General features: G+C 67.7%; 18 protein-coding genes. 9 read left to right on the top strand and 9 right to left on the bottom strand.

Annotated features, from left to right (window positions below):
• Positions 1–9: 9 nt before the first annotated feature.
• Positions 10–168, bottom strand: coding sequence for a DUF8730 family Cys-rich protein (locus GOALK_RS24730; RefSeq protein WP_488160741.1), 159 nt, complete (start codon positions 166–168; stop codon positions 10–12).
• 111 nt (positions 169–279) lie between these two features.
• Here GOALK_RS24730 and GOALK_RS13330 point away from each other — a divergent pair, with 111 nt between their 5' ends.
• Complete coding sequence (locus tag GOALK_RS13330) at positions 280–516, top strand: YgaP family membrane protein (RefSeq protein ID WP_006359350.1); 237 nt, start codon at positions 280–282, stop codon at positions 514–516.
• A 119-nt stretch (positions 517–635) separates the two neighbouring features.
• On the opposite strand, the gene GOALK_RS13335 is transcribed toward GOALK_RS13330, so the two are convergent.
• Positions 636–926, bottom strand: coding sequence for a metal-sensitive transcriptional regulator (locus GOALK_RS13335; protein WP_006359351.1), 291 nt, complete (start codon positions 924–926; stop codon positions 636–638).
• 134 nt (positions 927–1,060) lie between these two features.
• Here GOALK_RS13335 and GOALK_RS13340 point away from each other — a divergent pair, with 134 nt between their 5' ends.
• From GOALK_RS13340 to GOALK_RS13355, 4 genes are all read left to right on the top strand, one after another.
• Entirely contained in the window at positions 1,061–3,223 is a 2,163-nt protein-coding gene (locus tag GOALK_RS13340) for an MMPL family transporter (RefSeq protein ID WP_006359352.1), read from the top strand.
• Positions 3,224–3,301: 78 nt separating this feature from the next.
• The gene (locus GOALK_RS13345; RefSeq protein WP_006359353.1) at positions 3,302–3,706 is read left to right on the top strand and encodes a DUF302 domain-containing protein; all 405 of its coding nucleotides are present in this window, start codon (positions 3,302–3,304) and stop codon (positions 3,704–3,706) included.
• Positions 3,707–3,751: 45 nt separating this feature from the next.
• Positions 3,752–4,357 (top strand): mycothiol-dependent nitroreductase Rv2466c family protein, encoded by a 606-nt coding sequence (locus GOALK_RS13350; RefSeq protein WP_006359354.1) that lies wholly within the window; start codon positions 3,752–3,754, stop codon positions 4,355–4,357.
• Positions 4,358–4,445: 88 nt separating this feature from the next.
• Positions 4,446–4,784, top strand: coding sequence for a DMT family transporter (locus tag GOALK_RS13355; RefSeq protein WP_006359355.1), 339 nt, complete (start codon positions 4,446–4,448; stop codon positions 4,782–4,784).
• A gap of 6 nt (positions 4,785–4,790) precedes the next feature.
• Here the strand turns inward: GOALK_RS13355 and GOALK_RS13360 are convergent, their stop codons facing one another.
• The 3 genes from GOALK_RS13360 to fakA are packed head-to-tail and all read right to left on the bottom strand — an operon-like array spanning position 4,791 to position 9,537.
• Entirely contained in the window at positions 4,791–5,579 is a 789-nt protein-coding gene (locus GOALK_RS13360) for an HNH endonuclease family protein (RefSeq protein WP_040004212.1), read from the bottom strand.
• 56 nt (positions 5,580–5,635) lie between these two features.
• Positions 5,636–7,891: an ATP-dependent DNA helicase RecG gene (gene recG, locus GOALK_RS13365; protein WP_006359358.1), complete on the bottom strand. Its 2,256-nt coding sequence runs from the start codon at positions 7,889–7,891 to the stop codon at positions 5,636–5,638.
• Entirely contained in the window at positions 7,888–9,537 is a 1,650-nt protein-coding gene (gene fakA, locus GOALK_RS13370) for a DAK2 domain-containing protein (RefSeq protein ID WP_006359359.1), read from the bottom strand. The genes recG and fakA overlap by 4 nt, the downstream gene beginning before the upstream one ends.
• Before the next feature lie 277 nt (positions 9,538–9,814).
• Between fakA and rpmB the strand changes: the two genes are divergently transcribed.
• Positions 9,815–10,006 carry a 50S ribosomal protein L28 gene (gene rpmB / locus GOALK_RS13375; protein ID WP_004023092.1) on the top strand — a complete coding sequence of 64 codons (192 nt, stop codon included), beginning with the start codon at positions 9,815–9,817 and terminating at the stop codon, positions 10,004–10,006.
• A gap of 116 nt (positions 10,007–10,122) precedes the next feature.
• Positions 10,123–10,950, top strand: a complete 828-nt coding sequence (locus GOALK_RS13380) for an enoyl-CoA hydratase/isomerase family protein (protein WP_006359360.1) — start codon at positions 10,123–10,125, stop codon at positions 10,948–10,950.
• Positions 10,951–11,051: 101 nt separating this feature from the next.
• Here GOALK_RS13380 and GOALK_RS13385 read toward each other — a convergent pair whose 3' ends face one another.
• From GOALK_RS13385 to thiL, 4 genes are read right to left on the bottom strand one after another with little or no spacing between them, the layout of a single operon-like run.
• Entirely contained in the window at positions 11,052–11,735 is a 684-nt protein-coding gene (locus GOALK_RS13385; protein ID WP_006359361.1) for a uracil-DNA glycosylase, read from the bottom strand.
• A gap of 40 nt (positions 11,736–11,775) precedes the next feature.
• Positions 11,776–12,297, bottom strand: a complete 522-nt coding sequence (locus tag GOALK_RS13390) for a gamma carbonic anhydrase family protein (protein ID WP_006359362.1) — start codon at positions 12,295–12,297, stop codon at positions 11,776–11,778.
• Between the two features lie 50 nt (positions 12,298–12,347).
• The gene (locus GOALK_RS13395) at positions 12,348–13,709 is read right to left on the bottom strand and encodes a type I glutamate--ammonia ligase (protein ID WP_040004220.1); all 1,362 of its coding nucleotides are present in this window, start codon (positions 13,707–13,709) and stop codon (positions 12,348–12,350) included.
• Between the two features lie 58 nt (positions 13,710–13,767).
• Positions 13,768–14,841: a thiamine-phosphate kinase gene (thiL, locus tag GOALK_RS13400; protein ID WP_050918721.1), complete on the bottom strand. Its 1,074-nt coding sequence runs from the start codon at positions 14,839–14,841 to the stop codon at positions 13,768–13,770.
• A 263-nt stretch (positions 14,842–15,104) separates the two neighbouring features.
• Between thiL and GOALK_RS13405 the strand changes: the two genes are divergently transcribed.
• Together GOALK_RS13405 and GOALK_RS13410 are read left to right on the top strand one after the other, a co-directional pair.
• Complete coding sequence (locus tag GOALK_RS13405; protein WP_006359365.1) at positions 15,105–15,398, top strand: Lrp/AsnC ligand binding domain-containing protein; 294 nt, start codon at positions 15,105–15,107, stop codon at positions 15,396–15,398.
• Positions 15,399–15,407: 9 nt separating this feature from the next.
• A complete protein-coding gene (locus tag GOALK_RS13410; RefSeq protein ID WP_035751263.1) occupies positions 15,408–16,046 on the top strand; it encodes a DUF3515 domain-containing protein in 639 nt (212 codons plus the stop codon).
• Positions 16,047–16,050: the final 4 nt, after the last annotated feature.

The raw sequence follows: 16,050 nt of genomic DNA on the forward strand, positions 1-16,050 counted from the left end.
CCGGTCCGGTCAGGCGCGGGACCACCACTTCGAGCGTCGGGACGACTCTTTTGCGTGCCCGTCGCACCACTGGGAGTCGGGGACGCGGCGCTTGAGGGCGTCGACATGACGACCACAGCCCGACCAGGTGGTCTTGCCACACGTTCTACAGGTCACCGGTTGACACATGTTCTGAGAGTCCTTTCGTCTGCACTCGCCGCAACTATACCCCAGGGGGTATATTGGTCAGAGTAATCGTCCCTTGACAGTCAGACGACCCCGGAACAGAAAGAAGAACCCATGACCCCCACAACCGAGACCCACCAGCCCCGATCGACCGTGGAGCGGATGGTGCCCGCGCTTGCGGGCGTGATGGTGACAGTCAGCGTCATCCTCGTGCTGACGGTGTCCCCGTGGTGGACCGTGCTCACCCTCTTCGTGGCCGCGAATCTGCTGCTCTACAGCGCGGTCGGGTGGTGCCCGGCCAGCCTGCTCATGGCGAAGGCCGGACTCCCGCGCGCCTCATGTCCACGCTGAGGGCCCAGCACCCGACCCGCGAACACCCATCCGACGATCATCGAAGAGGGAGGGCCGATTCCTCGGCCCCCCTCTTCCGTTCCCGTAACCGTCACCCGGCGGGCGTCCGGGCCCGCCCCTCACGCCAGGGCGAGGAACAACTTCTCCAGCTCCGCCTCCGACAGCGGGGCCCGCTCACCGTCCACAGCCTCGACGCACTGCCGCATCCCGGACGCCACGATCTTGAAGCCGGCACGATCCAGAGCTCGTGACACCGCTGCGAGCTGCGTGACCACGTCCGTGCAGTCCCGACCCGCCTCGATCATGGCGATCACGCCCGCAAGCTGGCCCTGAGCGCGTCGAAGCCGATTCAGGACAGCACCCATAGCCTCGTCGTCGACGGCCGCACGGACCCTCACATCACTGGTCATTCCGACCTCTCCTGTCTCGGCATTCCGCCGTTTCCGCAACCGATCGATATCGGCCCCTTGACCCAAGGATACCCCCAGGGGTATGTTCGACGCCAGATCGGATACCCCTAGGGGTATAAAACGAAAGGATTCTCATGTCGTCGAATTCGGCCTTGTCCGAAGACGAAGCAGCACCTGATACCTCGGGTCCCACAGCCGGGCTCCTCGGACGCTGGGGCGCGACGATGGCGGGTCGCGCCCGTTGGGTTTTCGGCGTCTGGGTCCTGCTCCTGGTGGTCCTGGGAGCGGCGGCACCCTCGGTGTTCTCCTCCCTCGCCGGCGCCGGATGGCAGGCCAACGGGTCCGAGTCCGTCCAGGTCCGCGAGCTGGCCCAGCAACACTTCGGCGGAAACTCCTCGGCGGCGGTCCAGGTGGTCGTCCACTCCGACCGTGACCGCGTCGAGAGCCCCACGGTCCAGGCCGTCGTCGGACAGATCACCGAACTCGCGGCGACCGATGACCGATTCGCCCAGGTCGTGCCACCACAACCGGGGATGTCCATCAGCCCCGACGGTCACACCGGCATCGTCCTCATCGGCGCTGCCGCCAACACCGACGACATGGTGCGGGCGGTCGACGAACACAAAGACGAGCTGACCGGTCTGTCCGGCAACGGCGTCGAGGTCTATCCGACCGGCGCGTCGGCGTTGTGGAGTGACTTCAACAAGGCCAATCACGACGCGATGATCAAGGCCGAACTGTTCTCCTGGCCCGTCACCCTGACCATCATGGTGCTCGCCTTCGGATCGCTCGTCGCTGCCGGACTCCCCCTGCTGCTGACCATCGCCGGACTCGTCGCATCCGCGGGCGGACTGGTCCTCCTCAACCAGGTCACCCCGATCTCCGTGTGGGCCATCAACTTCGCCATGATGTTCGCCCTGGCCCTGGGCATCGACTACGCACTGTTCATCGTGTCGCGCTTCCGCGACGCAATCCGCGGCCACGCCGACGACATGCGTGCCGCGGTCGCCGAAACCATGGACACCGCAGGAAAAGCGGTGTTGCTCTCCGGCATCACCGTCCTGGTGAGCCTGTCGGCGGTGCTGCTGGTTCCCGCACCCGCGGTGCGCACGATGGCCGTGGGCATCATGCTCGCCGTCGTCTTCGTCCTGGCCGCCACCCTGACCTTGCTGCCCGCCGCACTGGGCAAGCTGGGTCCCCGGGTCAATGCGGTGTCGTTGCCGTATGCCCGCCGCCAGCAACACCGTTCACCCGTGTTCGCCCGCTGGGGACTCTTCCTGCACCGTCACCCCTGGACGGTGGCCGCCGGCTCCCTCGCTGTTCTCATCGCGCTGTCGATCCCGGTGTTCGGCCTGAAGGTCGCGATGCCGTCGATCACCGTCGTCCCCGAGGACGCGCCGGTGCGTCAGGGCTACGAACTCGTCCAGTCACAGATGGGCGAGGGCGCACCCGGCATGCTGCAGATCGTCGCACCCGCCGGCGAGGCGCAGCAGACCGCCGCGATCGCCTCCAAGTCGCCGGGGATCGAGATGGTGACCCCTCCGATGCCCGCCGCTGACGGCTCCGATTACGTTCTCATGCAGGCACTTCCGTCAGTCGACCCGTCCGATGAGCAGATGGGCACGATCGTCGACGACCTGCGCGGCGCCCTGCCGAGCGATGCACTGGTCGGTGGCGCACCCACCGAGAACCTCGACCTCCAGCAGGCCCTGAACGACTACTTCCCGCTGGTCGTCGCCGTCATCCTCATCCTGGGCTTCGTGTTGCTCCTGGTCTCGCTGCAGGCACCGCTGATCGCCCTGATCGGCACCGTGGTCAGCCTGTTGTCGACGGCAGCTGCCTTCGGCGTGGCAAAGCTCATCTTCCAGGACGGCCACCTCGCGGACCTGTTGGGCTTCACACCCCAGGGCTTCCTCGACGGGTGGGGACCGGTGTTCTTCTTCGCGATGATCTTCGCGATCGCGATGGACTACACGGTCTTCCTGCTCGCCACCACGAAGGAACACTTCGAGCGGTCCGACAGCGCAACAAGTGCCCAGGTCGACGGGATGGCCCATTCCGGCCGGATCATCTTCGCCGCGGCAGCGGTCATGGTGGCGGTGTTCTTCACCTTCGCCCTGGCCGAACCTCTCCCCCCGAAGGAGATGGGCATCATCCTCGGTGTCGCCGTCCTGCTGGATGCCGTTCTGATCCGCCTCACCCTGCTTCCGGCGATGCTGCGGATCACGGGCCGCGCCGCATGGTGGTCACCCGCCTGGTTGCGTCGCGTCCTCCCGAAGATCAGCTTCGCGCACTGACCCCCGAACCGGTTCCGTCCCGGGCCAACGGATGACAACCCGTGTGGCCCGGGACGGGGCCGATATGAAAGGAAGACAATGTCACTCGCACTCAGCACCACGATGAGCGTCCCCTTCGACGAAGCGGTCGAACGCACGCGCGCCGCTCTCGCCGACCAGGGTTTCGGCGTCCTCACGGAGATCGATGTCCAGGCCACCCTGAAGAAGAAGCTCGACGAGGACATGGAGCCGTACCTGATCCTGGGCGCCTGCAATCCGCCTCTGGCCCACCGAGCACTCGGGGTCCAACGTCAGATCGGATTGTTGTTGCCGTGCAATGTCGTCGTCCGGTCGGACCCGGACCACCCCGGCACGACACTCGTGGAGGCGATGAATCCGGCTCTGATGGTTCAGGTCTCGGGAGAGCCCGACCTCGAGTCCGTCGCGCGCGACGCCGCCACGAAGCTGCAGGCCGCGATCGACGCCCTGTCGGATCAGTCCTGACCCCGACGACCCCGGAAAAGAATCCCTGACACGACAGGAGTTGTCATGACCCGCTTCGACTTCTACTTCGATCCCGTGTGCCCCTTCGCATGGGCCGCATCGCGATGGCTCACCGACCAGGCCGAGAGACACGATGACACCGTCGCCTGGCACGTGATGAGCCTGGCCGTCCTGAACGAGGATCGGGAGCCCGCGTCGGACCAGCAGCGCCGGCAATGGGACACCTCGCGCCGTCTCGGCCGGGTCTTCATGGCCGCCATCGCGAAGAACGGCGCCGATTCGGTTGAGCCGCTCTACACGGCGATGGGCCGCCGCATCCACCACGCCGGTGATGAGATGACCCCCGCTGTGGTCGCCGAGATCCTCGCCGAGGCCGGGCTCCCTCCCGAAGTGGCCGACGCCATGGACGACGACTCGTGGGACGACACACTGGGAACAGCGCACCAGCGGAGCCAGGAAGCACTGGGAGAGACCGGCGGCAGCCCCATCACCGGCATCAACGGCACCCACTTCTTCGGCCCGGTGCTCTCCGACATCCCTACCGGCGACGAGGCGCAGGCGCTCTACTCCGCGATCACCACAATCGGTGCCACCTCAGCGTTCTCGCAGCTCAAGCGTCCCACGGGTGGGCGACCGACGTTCTCGGCCTGACCTGGTCGAGCGCTCGGCCAGCGGACCGGCCCGGCCGCACTTAGGGTGACGAACGAGTGTGGAGCCGGGTTGGTGAGGAGTGTCGGACGTGCCGTGGGTTGTGTTGGTGACCGCCGGACTGATCGAGATCGTCTACATGGCGGCGCTGGAGAAGTCCGATACCTTCACCCGGTTGTGGCCCACGGTCATCTTCGTCGTCGGTGTCGTCGGCAGCATGGCCGGTGTGGCCTACGCGATCCGTTCGATCCCGCTCGGCACCGCTTACGCGGTGTGGGTCGGTATCGGCGCGGTCGGAACCGCCCTCTACGGCATGCTGTTCCTCCGCGAACCCGCCGGACTCGCCCGTCTCGGGTGCATCTTTCTCATCCTGGTCGGCGTCGTGGGATTGAATCTGCTGCACAACGCATCCGGTGGCGAAACCGCCTGAATCACGTCAACCGGCGCAACGGAGCGCGTCGGCGAGCACCTCCCGTGACTCCACGTCGATCGTCAAACCGTATGTCACGCTGACGGTCACGAACTGGATCGCGTACTGACACCAGAACCCGCGCGCCGGCGGCATCCAGCGCGCCGGTTCCGAGTCACTCTTGTCCTGATTCGACGCCCCGTCGACGGCGACCAGGTTGGCCGGATCGTTCGCGAACTCGAGTCGTCGGCCGAATTCCCACGACCACGCGCCCATGTCCCAGGCGTAGGCCAGCGGCACGATGTGATCGATCTGCACGGTCGACGCCCCACGGTCACGACGGAACACAACGAACTCGCCGCTGTACGGACTCCGGAACTCCCCGGCGACAACCGCTCTCGGGCAACTCGGGACCGGTCCGGCCCGGATGTCCTGCAGATCGCGGGCCAGGATGTCGTTGCGGGTGTCGCATCCGTTGCCACCGCCGGCCACGGCCACCGCATCCGTCCACGCCGAGCCGAACGCCCTCCGGTCGTAGTCGTCGCGGTCCGGACGCTGCGCGTACACGGGGATGGACGCCAAGCGCGCCAGTGCTTCTCGCGCCGTGGCCCGCACCCGCGGGTCGGTGTCGGGGCGCGGACCGAAGCCACCCGACCCCACCGCGACCACGATCGCCGTGACCACCGCGAAGACCAGCAACCACCACTGCCTCGCCGACCACGACCCGGATACCGAACCGTTCCGGCCGATCCACCGCAGACGCATACGCAACCGCCGCAGCGTCGGCGAACGGAACGTCGCCTCGTGAAGGACCATGGGACTTTGACGTAATGCGGTCCCGCACGGTTCCACAAGCGGGTAGCGACCGCCGGTCAGGACTTGTCGAGATACGCGATTTTCTGCGGAACCAGAATCCCGTCGACGAGATCGGCCAGTGGCCGGTGATGCAACAGCGTGATGTCCTCGCTCACGACGTCCTCCGCGAGTCCGCGCGCGTCTTCGATCACCTCGACGTCCTCGAGAAGCGACAGGAACCGCAGCGAGGTGTTGACACCGGACTGCAACGAACCGAGCAGGTCACCTTCGCGACGTTGCTCGAGGTCGACGCGGGCGAGTTCGAAGCCGTCGTTCGACCCGGCGACCGCGCGCAGGCGCTGCATCGACTGGGAGATCTCGTTGCTGTTGGTCATCAGCAGACATAGCCCCGCATGCTGCCCACGACCGACGCGGCCCCGCAGCTGATGGAGCTGACTTACACCGAACCGCTCAGCGTCCACGATGACCATCGTGGTCGCGTTGGGCACGTCCACACCGACCTCGATGACGGTGGTGGACACCAGGACATCGACCTCGCCGCGGCCGAACGCGTCCATGATCGCCGCCTTCTCCTCCGGCGCCAGACGGCCGTGCAGCATCTCCACCCGACGATGCGCGAACGGACCGGCCACGAGGGCCTCGTACTGCTCGACCACCGACGTGGTCTTCGGCCCCTTCTCGCCGTCGGGGCCGGGTTCGGGTTCTGGTGAGTCGTCGTCGCCGATGCGCGAGCAGACGACATAGACCTGGCGGCCGGCATCGATCTCCTCGTTGGCACGCGACCACACCCGGTCGACCCAGTTCTGCCGGCCCATCGGCACCACCGACGTCGAGATGGGCTGACGTCCGCGGGGAAGCTCACGCAGGACAGACGTCTCGAGGTCGCCGAAGGCGGTCATCGCGACGGTGCGCGGGATCGGCGTCGCGGTCATCACCAGGAAGTGCGGGATTCGACCATCACGCCCCTTGTTGCGCAACACATCACGCTGTTCGACGCCGAACCGGTGCTGTTCGTCGATCACGACGAGGCCGAGGTCGAAGAACTCGACCTTCTCCTCGAGCAGGGCATGGGTACCGATGACGATGCCCGCGGTACCGGTCACCACGTCGAGCAGTGTCTCGCGTCGTCCCTTGGTCTTCATCGACCCGGTCAGCAGGGCGATGCGGGTCGCCCCCTCGGCCGCGGTCAGCTCGCCCCCGTCGGCGAGGTCACCGAGCATCTTCTTCATCGTCCGGTGATGCTGCGCGGCAAGCACTTCGGTGGGTGCGAGGATCGCGCACTGGTATCCGTTGTCGACGACCCTCAGCATCGCGAGCAGCGAGACGAGGGTTTTACCGGAACCCACCTCGCCCTGCAGCAACCGCGACATCGGTTGCGCGAGCGCGAGATCCTCGGCGAGTTCTTCTCCCACCGCAACCTGACCCTCGGTGAGCGTGAACGGAAGACGTTCGCGCAGCTTGTCCTCGAGACCGCCGGGCACATGCGGGCACGGCGGCGCCGAATCGCTGCGACCCGCGAGGCGTCGTTGTGCGAGCACCGTCTGGATCGCCAGCGCCTCATCGAATTTGAGTCGATGCGAGGCGACCTTCACGTCGTCCTCGGAGTCGGGCAGATGGATCTTGCGGATCGCCTCGTCGGTCGAGACGAGCCCGCGCTCACGACGCTGCGCATCGGTCAACGCGTCGGGGATCGGCGCGCAATGGTCCAGAACCCGGCGCACCGCACCCAGGATGTCCCAGGTCTGAACCTCTTTGGTCGCCGGGTACATCGGCAGGATCTCGCGGTCGAACATCGCAACGAGCGGATGAGCACCCTCTTCCCGGGCGATCTCCTCCTCGACGGCGTACATCTCGGTCAGCATCTTGGAGCCGACGACGTGGTCCTCGATCTCGGGATCACCGTCGGGCAGGATCATCCACTCCGGATGCGACAGCTGGATCTGCTCGCGGAAGTACTTGACCGTGCCGGCCATCATGACCCGGGCCCCGGGGCGCAGCTGGTGGCGGATGAACTTCGGGTTGAAGAAGCTCGCCTCGTAGACCTCGTTGTCGTCGGTGACCTTGACCTTGAGGAACTGGCCGCGACGACTCTTCATCTGGATCAGGTCGGACTTGGTGATCCGGCCGACGATGGTGAGCCACTCCCCCGGCTCGGGTCGCTGATGGTCGGCCACGAGACCACGCCGGATGTACCGACGGGGTGTGTAGCGCAGCAGTTCCCCGACCGTTGTCACGCCGAGTCCTGCGAGCTTCTCGGCCGGCTTGGACCCGAGGACGTCGGACAGCGAATCCGCCAGAGCGAGTTCGTTCACTCGACACCCACCTGCAGCAGATCGCTGCGCTGCCCGGTCCGGTAGATCGCGAGCTCGATACCGGGGTGACTGCGGCGCATCTGCTCGCCGACGGCCTCGAGCGCGTCCTCGTCGACGTCGGTTCCGGCGAGCACCGTCACCAGTTCACCGCCGGTCGCGAGCATCAGGTCGATGAGCGCGGTGCCCGCGGAGGTCTGATCGGGCGCCACCACCAGGACGTCGTCGCCGATCAGTCCGAGTACATCGCCGACGTCCGACATCCCGGCCAGCGTCATCATCTTGGTGGTCGCGAGTTGCAGCGACCCCCACCGCGCACCGGCGGCGGCCTCGGCCATCGCGTAGGCGTCGACATCCGGGATCTCGCTCGGGTCGTGCACCGCGAGCGCGGCCAGACACTGGGTCATCGACGACGTCGGGAGCATCAGCACCGACCGCTGCGTCGAACGCACCTCGGTGGTGACAGTGACCAGATCCTGAGAGCTCAACGCGCCGTTGGCCATCACGACGACATGCGCACTGTCGGTGTCGCGGATCGCCTGCCCCAACGCGCGTGCGGTCAGCCCGTCGTCGGCACGGAGGACGGTCGCCCCGGCCTCGGCGAAGAGGTCAGCGGCACCCTCACCGGATGTGACCGCGACCACCGCACGCTTGTGCCGGGGCGGGGGCTCGTTCGAATCGATTTGTGCGCGAATGGCATCCAGTGCGAAACAGCTGATGCGAACATCCGACAGTCGCCCCAGTCCCGCGCCGGCCTCCACCGCGGCACCGGGTTCGCAGGTGTGGACGTGAACGGAGAAGCGCTCGCCCTCGCCGCTCGAACTGTCGCCGACGATGACCACGGCGTCGCCGAGTTCGTTCAGCCGTTCGCGCAGTCCGGCGATCTGGTCCCCGGCCGCGCCGTCGAGCAGGTACATGACCTCGAAGTCCTGATCGCTGCTCTCCACGCACGAGTCGTCGACACCGTGTCCGAGGGTCGCGCTGTCGGTGAGGATGCCCCGATAGCGGCGTCGACGGTTCGCGACACCGGTGATCACCTGGACCATTGCATCGACGATCACGAGGAATCCGCGACCGCCGGCGTCGACAACGCCTGCGGACGCCAGAACCGACAACTGCTCCGGTGTGCGTTCGAGCGCCTCGGCGCAGTCGTCGGCGATGGCCCGGACGATGTCGGCGGCGGTCTCCTTCTCATGCGCCGCGGCCGCCTCGGCGGCCACCCGCACCAGCGTCAGCACCGTGCCCTCGCGAGGTTCGCTGACCGCACGGGTCGCTGCCAGCGATCCCAGGCGCAGGCCGAGCGACGCCAGGTCGCCGAAGGTCAGGGAGTCGGTGTCGCCGAGGATCTCCGCACCGTCGGCCATCCCGATGAGAACCTGAGACAGGATGATGCCCGAGTTCCCGCGGGCCTGTGCCACCGCACCGTCGGCCATCGCACGGGCGACCTGCGGCAACGTCGCGTCATCCGGCGCGGCAGCAGCGGCCTCCGCGGCAGCACGCATGGTGAACAGCATGTTGCTGCCCGTGTCCGAATCGGGGATCGGAAACACGTTGAGGTCGTTGATCTCGCCCCGCGACTCCTCGAGCCGGTCGACACAGACACGAGCCCAGTCGCGCAGCAGCTGCGGGTTGATGGTGCGGGCGATCACGCGATGACTCTTTCTCGCTCTGACGTGGGCTTACGACGGGGCTGGGTCGCGGGCCGACAGGACTGGCCGGAAGGATGTGTGTCAGATTACTCGGCGTCCCCGACGACCCGGGGACGTCCGCACCACGAGGTGAGGCACACCGACCCGGATTTGGTCACACCCACCCGAGCTGGTTATCCTTGCAGGGTTGCCTTTCGGTCCACGCGCACACCTTCCGGTGGTGCCGATCCGGAAGGCTGACCACGAGACCATATTCATCTATCAAGGGAGTTCGACGATGGCTGCCGTCTGCGACATTTGCGGCAAGGGCCCGGGCTTCGGCAAGTCGGTGTCTCACTCGCACCGCCGTACCAACCGCCGCTGGAACCCGAACATCCAGTCTGTTCGCGTCGAGGTCGCCCCGGGCAACCGCAAGCGTAAGAACGTCTGCACCTCCTGCCTGAAGGCCGGCAAGACCGCAGCTGTCTGATCTCCTCCTCACCCGCATGCGGGTGACTTGGGGTTCCGAGAGCACAAGACCCGATGCCACCGAGCGCAAGCTCCCCGGCGTCGGGTCTTTGGTGTGCGCGGGATAATGTTTCGCGCATGACCTCCACGCAATCCCCCGCCACCGACACCACCCAGCCCGACGCCCCGGCTCTCGTCAGTGAGGCCAACGGCGTCCTGACGATCGCGGTATCGGCTGCGGGCGCGGGCAACTCCCTCGACGACGGCGGGATCGCCGCCGGCACCCAGGCGCTGCGCGAGGTGGCACGTGGCCGTCGTGACGTGGGCGCGGTGCTGCTCGTCGGTCCGGGCAAGAACTTCTGTGCAGGCGGCAACGTGCGCGCTTTCGCCGCCGCCGACGATCGCCCCACCTACCTGCGCCTGATCGCCGACAACTTCCATGCCTTCGTGACGGCCCTGTACGAGGCCGATATCCCGGTCGTCGCCGCCGCGAAGGGCTGGTCGGCCGGAGCCGGCATGTCGCTGGTCCTGCACGCCGACGTCGCGATCGGCGGCACCTCGTCCAAGCTGCGTCCCGCGTACCGCGGCATCGGCCTCACCCCCGACGGCGGACTCACCTGGACCCTCCCCCGTGCGGTCGGCGCGGCCCGGGCCCGCCAGATCATCCTCACCGACCGGGTTCTTTCCGCCGACGACGCGCTGAACTGGGGCATCTTCTCCGAGGTCGTCGCCGACGAGGACGTCGAGGCCGTGGCGCGCGCCAACGCCGAGAAGATCGCCGCCGGGCCGCGCTCCGCCGACTCCGGCACCAAGCACCTGCTCTCGGTCTCGTCGGAGAACTCGCTCATCGAGCAGCTCGCCCTCGAGGGTCGCTCCATCTCCGAGCGGTCGGGGCTGGCCGAAGGCATCGAAGGGGTCGACGCGTTCGTGGGCAAGCGCGCGCCGGAGTTCGGCAAGAGTCGCTGACTCTCATCGCTGCAAGCGAGCCTCGACGGGCCTGGTGAGTCGCTCTCACCAGGCCCGTCGACGCTCACCGCTATCGCTCCTCGCACCTCGGGGAGCCCAGATCAGGGCAGTCGCCAGTCCACCGGGTCGGCGCCGAGGTCGGCGAGTTCTTCGTTGGCCCGGCTGAACGGGCGCGACCCGAAGAAGCCGCGCGATGCGGACAGCGGTGACGGGTGTGCGGAGACGATGGTCGGGACGTCCGGCAACCACTCCTGCAGCGAGGCGGCGTCCTTGCCCCACAGGATCGCGACGAGCGGTTCGTCGCGGTCGACGAGTGCCTTGATCGCGCATTCGGTGACCGTCTCCCAGCCCTTCTTGCGATGAGACGCGGGCTCCCCCGGCGCGACCGTCAGGACGCGGTTCAGCAACAACACTCCGTTGTCCGCCCACGGGGTGAGGTCACCGTTGCTCGGCATCGGATATCCGAGATCCGAGCAGTACTCGGTGTAGATGTTGGCCAGCGACCGCGGGATCGGACGTACGTCGGGGGCCACGGAGAAGCTCAGTCCGACAGCATGTCCCGGAGTCGGGTACGGGTCCTGCCCGACGATGAGCACGCGCACGTCGTCGATCGGCCGGGTGAACGCCCGCAGGATGTGTTGCCCGGCGGGCAGATAGCGGCGTCCCTCGGCGATCTCGTTGCGCAGGAACTGGCCCATCTCGGTGATGATCGGCTCGACCGGGGCGAGGGCCTCGGCCCAGCCGGGGTCGATGATCTCGGCGAGCGGTTTGGTCGGTGCGGTCACTCCGGTCTCCCCATCGGTCCCATCGGTGCGGTCATTCGTGTCAGTCGAGTCGCCGCAGCGACTTGCGGTAGTACTGGGCGTTCTGGAAGTACATGTCGCTGTTGAGGTCGGTGTGTCCGTCGGGGACCTCGTAGTTCTCGCGCAGGCGGGCGGGCACGCCGAGCGCCATGCGGCGCGGCGGCACGTCGAACTTGAACGGGACGACGGCGCCGGCTCCGACGATCGCTCCGTTGCCGACCGTCGAACCGTTGAGGACCACCGAGCCGGAGGCGATGAGGCAGTCGTCGCCGATGGTCGCGCCCTCGATGTGCGCGTTGTGTCCGACGACGCAGCGGGCGCCGATCACGGTCGGTTCGAAGACGGTGCAGTGGATGACCGTGCCGTCCTGGATGTTGCTGCGCTCACCGATGGTGATGGTGCCGTAGTCGCCGCGCAGGACGGCGCCGGGCCATACCGAGACGCCGTCACCCAGAGTGACGGCTCCGATCACCACCGCATCGGGATGGACATAGGTGTCGTTGCCCAGAACGGGCTCGCGGTCGTCGAGTGCGTAGATCGCCATACGGAGACTCTAGCCACGTACGGACAGCGGTCCGTGCCCGCCCGCGCCGGTCACACGCTCCAGGCCAGCCGGAACCGTTCGGTGAGTGCTTCGGGGGTGTGATCGGGGATGTGGGTGACCTCGTACCGGCGGACCGCCACGAGCGCATCGACCGCCGGGTCGCCCAGGATCCCGCGCAGCAGCGGCGACACGTCCATCCGGTCGACGACCTCGCTCTGGTCGGTGGAGAGCAGTGTTCGTTCCCCGGCTGCACGGGTGCGCGGGTCGACGCCGACCTCGGGCGGCAGGGTGGCCTTCCGCTCGATTCCGGCCGCCGCCGCGCCCAGGATGGCGGCGGTGGCGAAGTAGACGTTCGCCGACGGGTCGGCGATCTTCACCTCGACGTTGGCACCCCGTCCCCTGACGTCCGATGTATCTCGCCGGGCATCAGCGGCACTCGCGTCTGCCGAGTCCGCACGGACCAGGCGCACCGCCGCTTCGCGGTTCTCCACGCCCCAACAGACGTGCGCGCCGGCCCACTGACCGGGCAGCATGCGCAAGCCTGACACCACCGATCCGCACAGCACACCCTGTAGTTCGAGGAGCGCGTCGACGATGCCTGCGACCGCGTGGGCACCGTCTGGCGTCATCCCGGCGACGCCGGTTCCGCCCGAGAACAGGGGCCGATCTCCACGGTGTAACGAGACATGTTGATGAGCACCGCATCCGGCTTCGTCGACGAAGGGTTTCGGGGAAAAGCCGGCGCGCAGACCGTGTTTGCGGGCAAGGCGACCGATGATGAGCCGCGTGAGTACCAGCCGGTCGGCGGCGGTGATGGGGTCCGCCGGCCCCAGAGAAACCTCGAACTGCCAACGCGCATGCTCCGGATGCAGCTGTTCGACCGTGATACCCGCGGCACGACACGAGACGAGGACGTCCCGCACGAACTCCTCGTACTCCAGCAGCCCGACCGCGCCATACGGGGTCCACGGAGCGGACGGCAGCGGCGATCCGTCCGCAGCCAGGAGAACGAACTCGAGTTCGTGGCCGACCATGGCGTGCAGGCCGGCATCCGCCAGTTCCGCGACGACGCGACGCAGGGTGCCACGGGCGCACTGCGGCACCGGATCCCCGGCGAGGCCGAAGAACTCGCCGGGCGCCCAGCTCAGCGTCGGGTCCACCTCCACCCGCGCGCCGAGATCGATCCGGATGCGCTGGTCCCCCACCACCCCGACCTCGTCACTGAACGCGATTCCGGTCTGGTCGATCGCGAAGGCATGCCACGACGGACTGGCGCCGAGCCCCACCGACGCGAACACCGGGACGCGTTCCGGGGTGACCGTCTTCGCCAGCGTCAGTCCGGCCGGGTTGACGACGGTCGCGAGGAGGATCGACGACGATGAGTCGCCGGCGGAATCGGATCGCGAGTCCATGTCCACAGTGTCGTGGAGCGCGGCGGTTCCGGTGGCGGAACCGTACGGATTCGGCACATCATCCGCGCGGCTCGGCGAACGACTGCCACCCGTGCAGGTCCGGTCCGTCGGGTCCGCCGACGCGCCGGCCGTCGACCCACACCTCCGGGGTCGTCGACGTGGCCTCGCGGACCGACCCGATCACGGTCCAACTGTCGGGCACGGACGCGGCGTCGAAGGCCGCGAGCAGGTGGTGATCCTCGCCACCCGTCAGAACCCATTCGTCCACTTCCGCTCCGAGTTCCGTTGCCAGGCGGGCCAGATCGGGTCGTCGCGGCACCGCGGCGACCTCGACGGCCATCGCCACCTGCGCGGCCCGCGACATGGTGATCAGTTCTTCGACGAGACCGTCGGAGATGTCGGTCATCGCATGCGCTCCGGCAGCGGCCGCGACGGGACCCTGACTCAGATCAGGCATCGGAACACGATGCAGAGCAACCACTTCCGTCCACTGCGCATCGTCGACGCCGGGCGTCGACAGCACCGCGAGCCCGGCGGCGCTCGCACCCAGGGGACCGCTCACGGCGAGCACGTCGCCAGGACGGGCACCGCCCAACGACACCGGCCGTCGACCTTCGAGCGCCCCGACCGCGGTGACGCTCACGACCACCTGCTCCGCCGCCACCAGGTCCCCGCCGAGAACTCGTGCGCCCAGCGCATGTGCGGCGCCGACGACACCGTCGTTGAGGTCGAGGATGACGCCCACTCGAGTCGCAGCCGGGCAGGCGATGGACACCACCAGCCCTGTCGTCCGACCACCCATCGCGGCGACGTCGGCCGAACTCTGGACCACCGCCCGCGCCCCGATCTGCTGCGGCGTCGACCAGTCGAACCGGAAATGCAGTCCCTCGACCACCGTGTCGGTGCTGATGACCGCCGACCCGCCGATGTCGAGGACGGCCGCGTCGTCGCCCGAGCCGATCACGATGTCGTCAACGGGCCCGGCCGCGGTCGCTGCCGCGGTGAGTGCGGCGATCACCGCCCGCTCGCCGATCTCCCCGACGGAGTCGGACCTGTCGATACGGACGGAGTCGGACCTGTCGATACGGACGGAGTCGGACCTGTCGATACCGACGGAGTCGGACCTGTCCATACCGACGGAGTCGGGGCCGTCTGAGCCGCCGCTGTCGGACCTGTCCATACCGACGTTGTCGGGGCCGTTGGTACCGACTTCCTCGGGGGTCACTTGTCGGGTCTCACTCTCGTCGGGTCCGCTTTGAGTCGCGCGCGAGCGGGTTTGTCGGTGACAATGTGTGCCACAGTGTATTGGGCTCACGGCGAACGGTGTTCGCCGCGCAGCACCCATTGCCGCCGGATTCGACAGCCCGTGTCGGCGATGGGGCACGAACGGAGAGGATGTCCGTGGTTCAGGCATACATACTGATCCAGACCGAGGTCGGTAGAGCCGCCCTGGCGGCGGCGACGATCGCCGAGATCTCGGGGGTCGCCTCATCCGAAGAGGTCAGCGGACCCTATGACGTGATCGTCCGGGTGGATGCCGCCGATGCGACGCAACTCACCGAGAATGTGGTTCCTCAGATCCAGAAGGTCGACGGGATCACCCGCACCCTGACCTGCTCGGTGGTCGGCAACACCCGCGGGTCACGGTTCCCCGGTCCCGGCGTCGGCGCAGACGTGCACGGCTCCTAATGTGGTGGCGTGACGTCAGCAGGTTCGGATGACACCCCGCAGGATCCCGTGGACGACCCGGTCGCCGGTGACCCGGCCCGTGGCGACGACGCCACAGCCACCGAGGACCCCGTCGCCGACGAGCGCTACGGCACCGACTCCCGGCTGAGTCCTGCGCTCATCGCGACCCTCGTCGCCATCCCCATCATGGTGATCGCGGGATTCATAGCGTTCGCCGCGCTGCGCCCCGACACAGTGAATCCCGTCGAGTCCTATGCCGCGGACGGCAGCGCATCAGCGGACTGCACGCGACTGCTCGAGGCGGTGCCGCAGACGTTCGAGGGATTCGGCAGCAAGGAGATCTCCGGGGACCGCGCAACCTGGCCCGCGGAGGGGTCCGGCGACGATCTGACGCTCCGCTGCGGTGTGACCCGTCCGGCGGAACTGTCCCCGACGAGCAACCTCCAGGAGATCCACGCCGCGGGCCAGGCCGGTGTGCAGTGGTTCATCACCGACACCGTCGACGGCTCCGGCCAGGCCTACGTATGCGTCGACCACCGTCCCTACGTCGCGCTGTGGGTTCCGTCGAATGCCGGGAACGGTCCGATCACCGACATCTCGGGTTTCATCGACCAGACACTCGAACGCGGCCCACTCGACTTCGGCTGACCTG

It is taken from the genome of Gordonia alkanivorans NBRC 16433, assembly GCF_000225505.1.
Taxonomy (GTDB): domain Bacteria; phylum Actinomycetota; class Actinomycetes; order Mycobacteriales; family Mycobacteriaceae; genus Gordonia; species Gordonia alkanivorans.

Excerpts from the sequence above, each read along its gene's own strand:
- GOALK_RS13405 (WP_006359365.1), top strand. The coding sequence starts at position 15,105 with ATGTCCGTGGTTCAGGCATACATACTGATCCAGACCGAGGTCGGTAGA.
- rpmB (WP_004023092.1), top strand. The coding sequence starts at position 9,815 with ATGGCTGCCGTCTGCGACATTTGCGGCAAGGGCCCGGGCTTCGGCAAG.
- GOALK_RS13360 (WP_040004212.1), bottom strand. The coding sequence starts at position 5,579 with ATGGTCCTTCACGAGGCGACGTTCCGTTCGCCGACGCTGCGGCGGTTG.
- thiL (WP_050918721.1), bottom strand. The coding sequence starts at position 14,841 with ATGGACAGGTCCGACTCCGTCGGTATCGACAGGTCCGACTCCGTCCGT.
- GOALK_RS13345 (WP_006359353.1), top strand. The coding sequence starts at position 3,302 with ATGTCACTCGCACTCAGCACCACGATGAGCGTCCCCTTCGACGAAGCG.
- GOALK_RS13350 (WP_006359354.1), top strand. The coding sequence starts at position 3,752 with ATGACCCGCTTCGACTTCTACTTCGATCCCGTGTGCCCCTTCGCATGG.
- GOALK_RS13395 (WP_040004220.1), bottom strand. The coding sequence starts at position 13,709 with ATGGACTCGCGATCCGATTCCGCCGGCGACTCATCGTCGTCGATCCTC.
- GOALK_RS13335 (WP_006359351.1), bottom strand. The coding sequence starts at position 926 with ATGACCAGTGATGTGAGGGTCCGTGCGGCCGTCGACGACGAGGCTATG.
- GOALK_RS24730 (WP_488160741.1), bottom strand. The coding sequence starts at position 168 with ATGTGTCAACCGGTGACCTGTAGAACGTGTGGCAAGACCACCTGGTCG.
- GOALK_RS13330 (WP_006359350.1), top strand. The coding sequence starts at position 280 with ATGACCCCCACAACCGAGACCCACCAGCCCCGATCGACCGTGGAGCGG.
- GOALK_RS13380 (WP_006359360.1), top strand. The coding sequence starts at position 10,123 with ATGACCTCCACGCAATCCCCCGCCACCGACACCACCCAGCCCGACGCC.
- GOALK_RS13390 (WP_006359362.1), bottom strand. The coding sequence starts at position 12,297 with ATGGCGATCTACGCACTCGACGACCGCGAGCCCGTTCTGGGCAACGAC.
- GOALK_RS13340 (WP_006359352.1), top strand. The coding sequence starts at position 1,061 with ATGTCGTCGAATTCGGCCTTGTCCGAAGACGAAGCAGCACCTGATACC.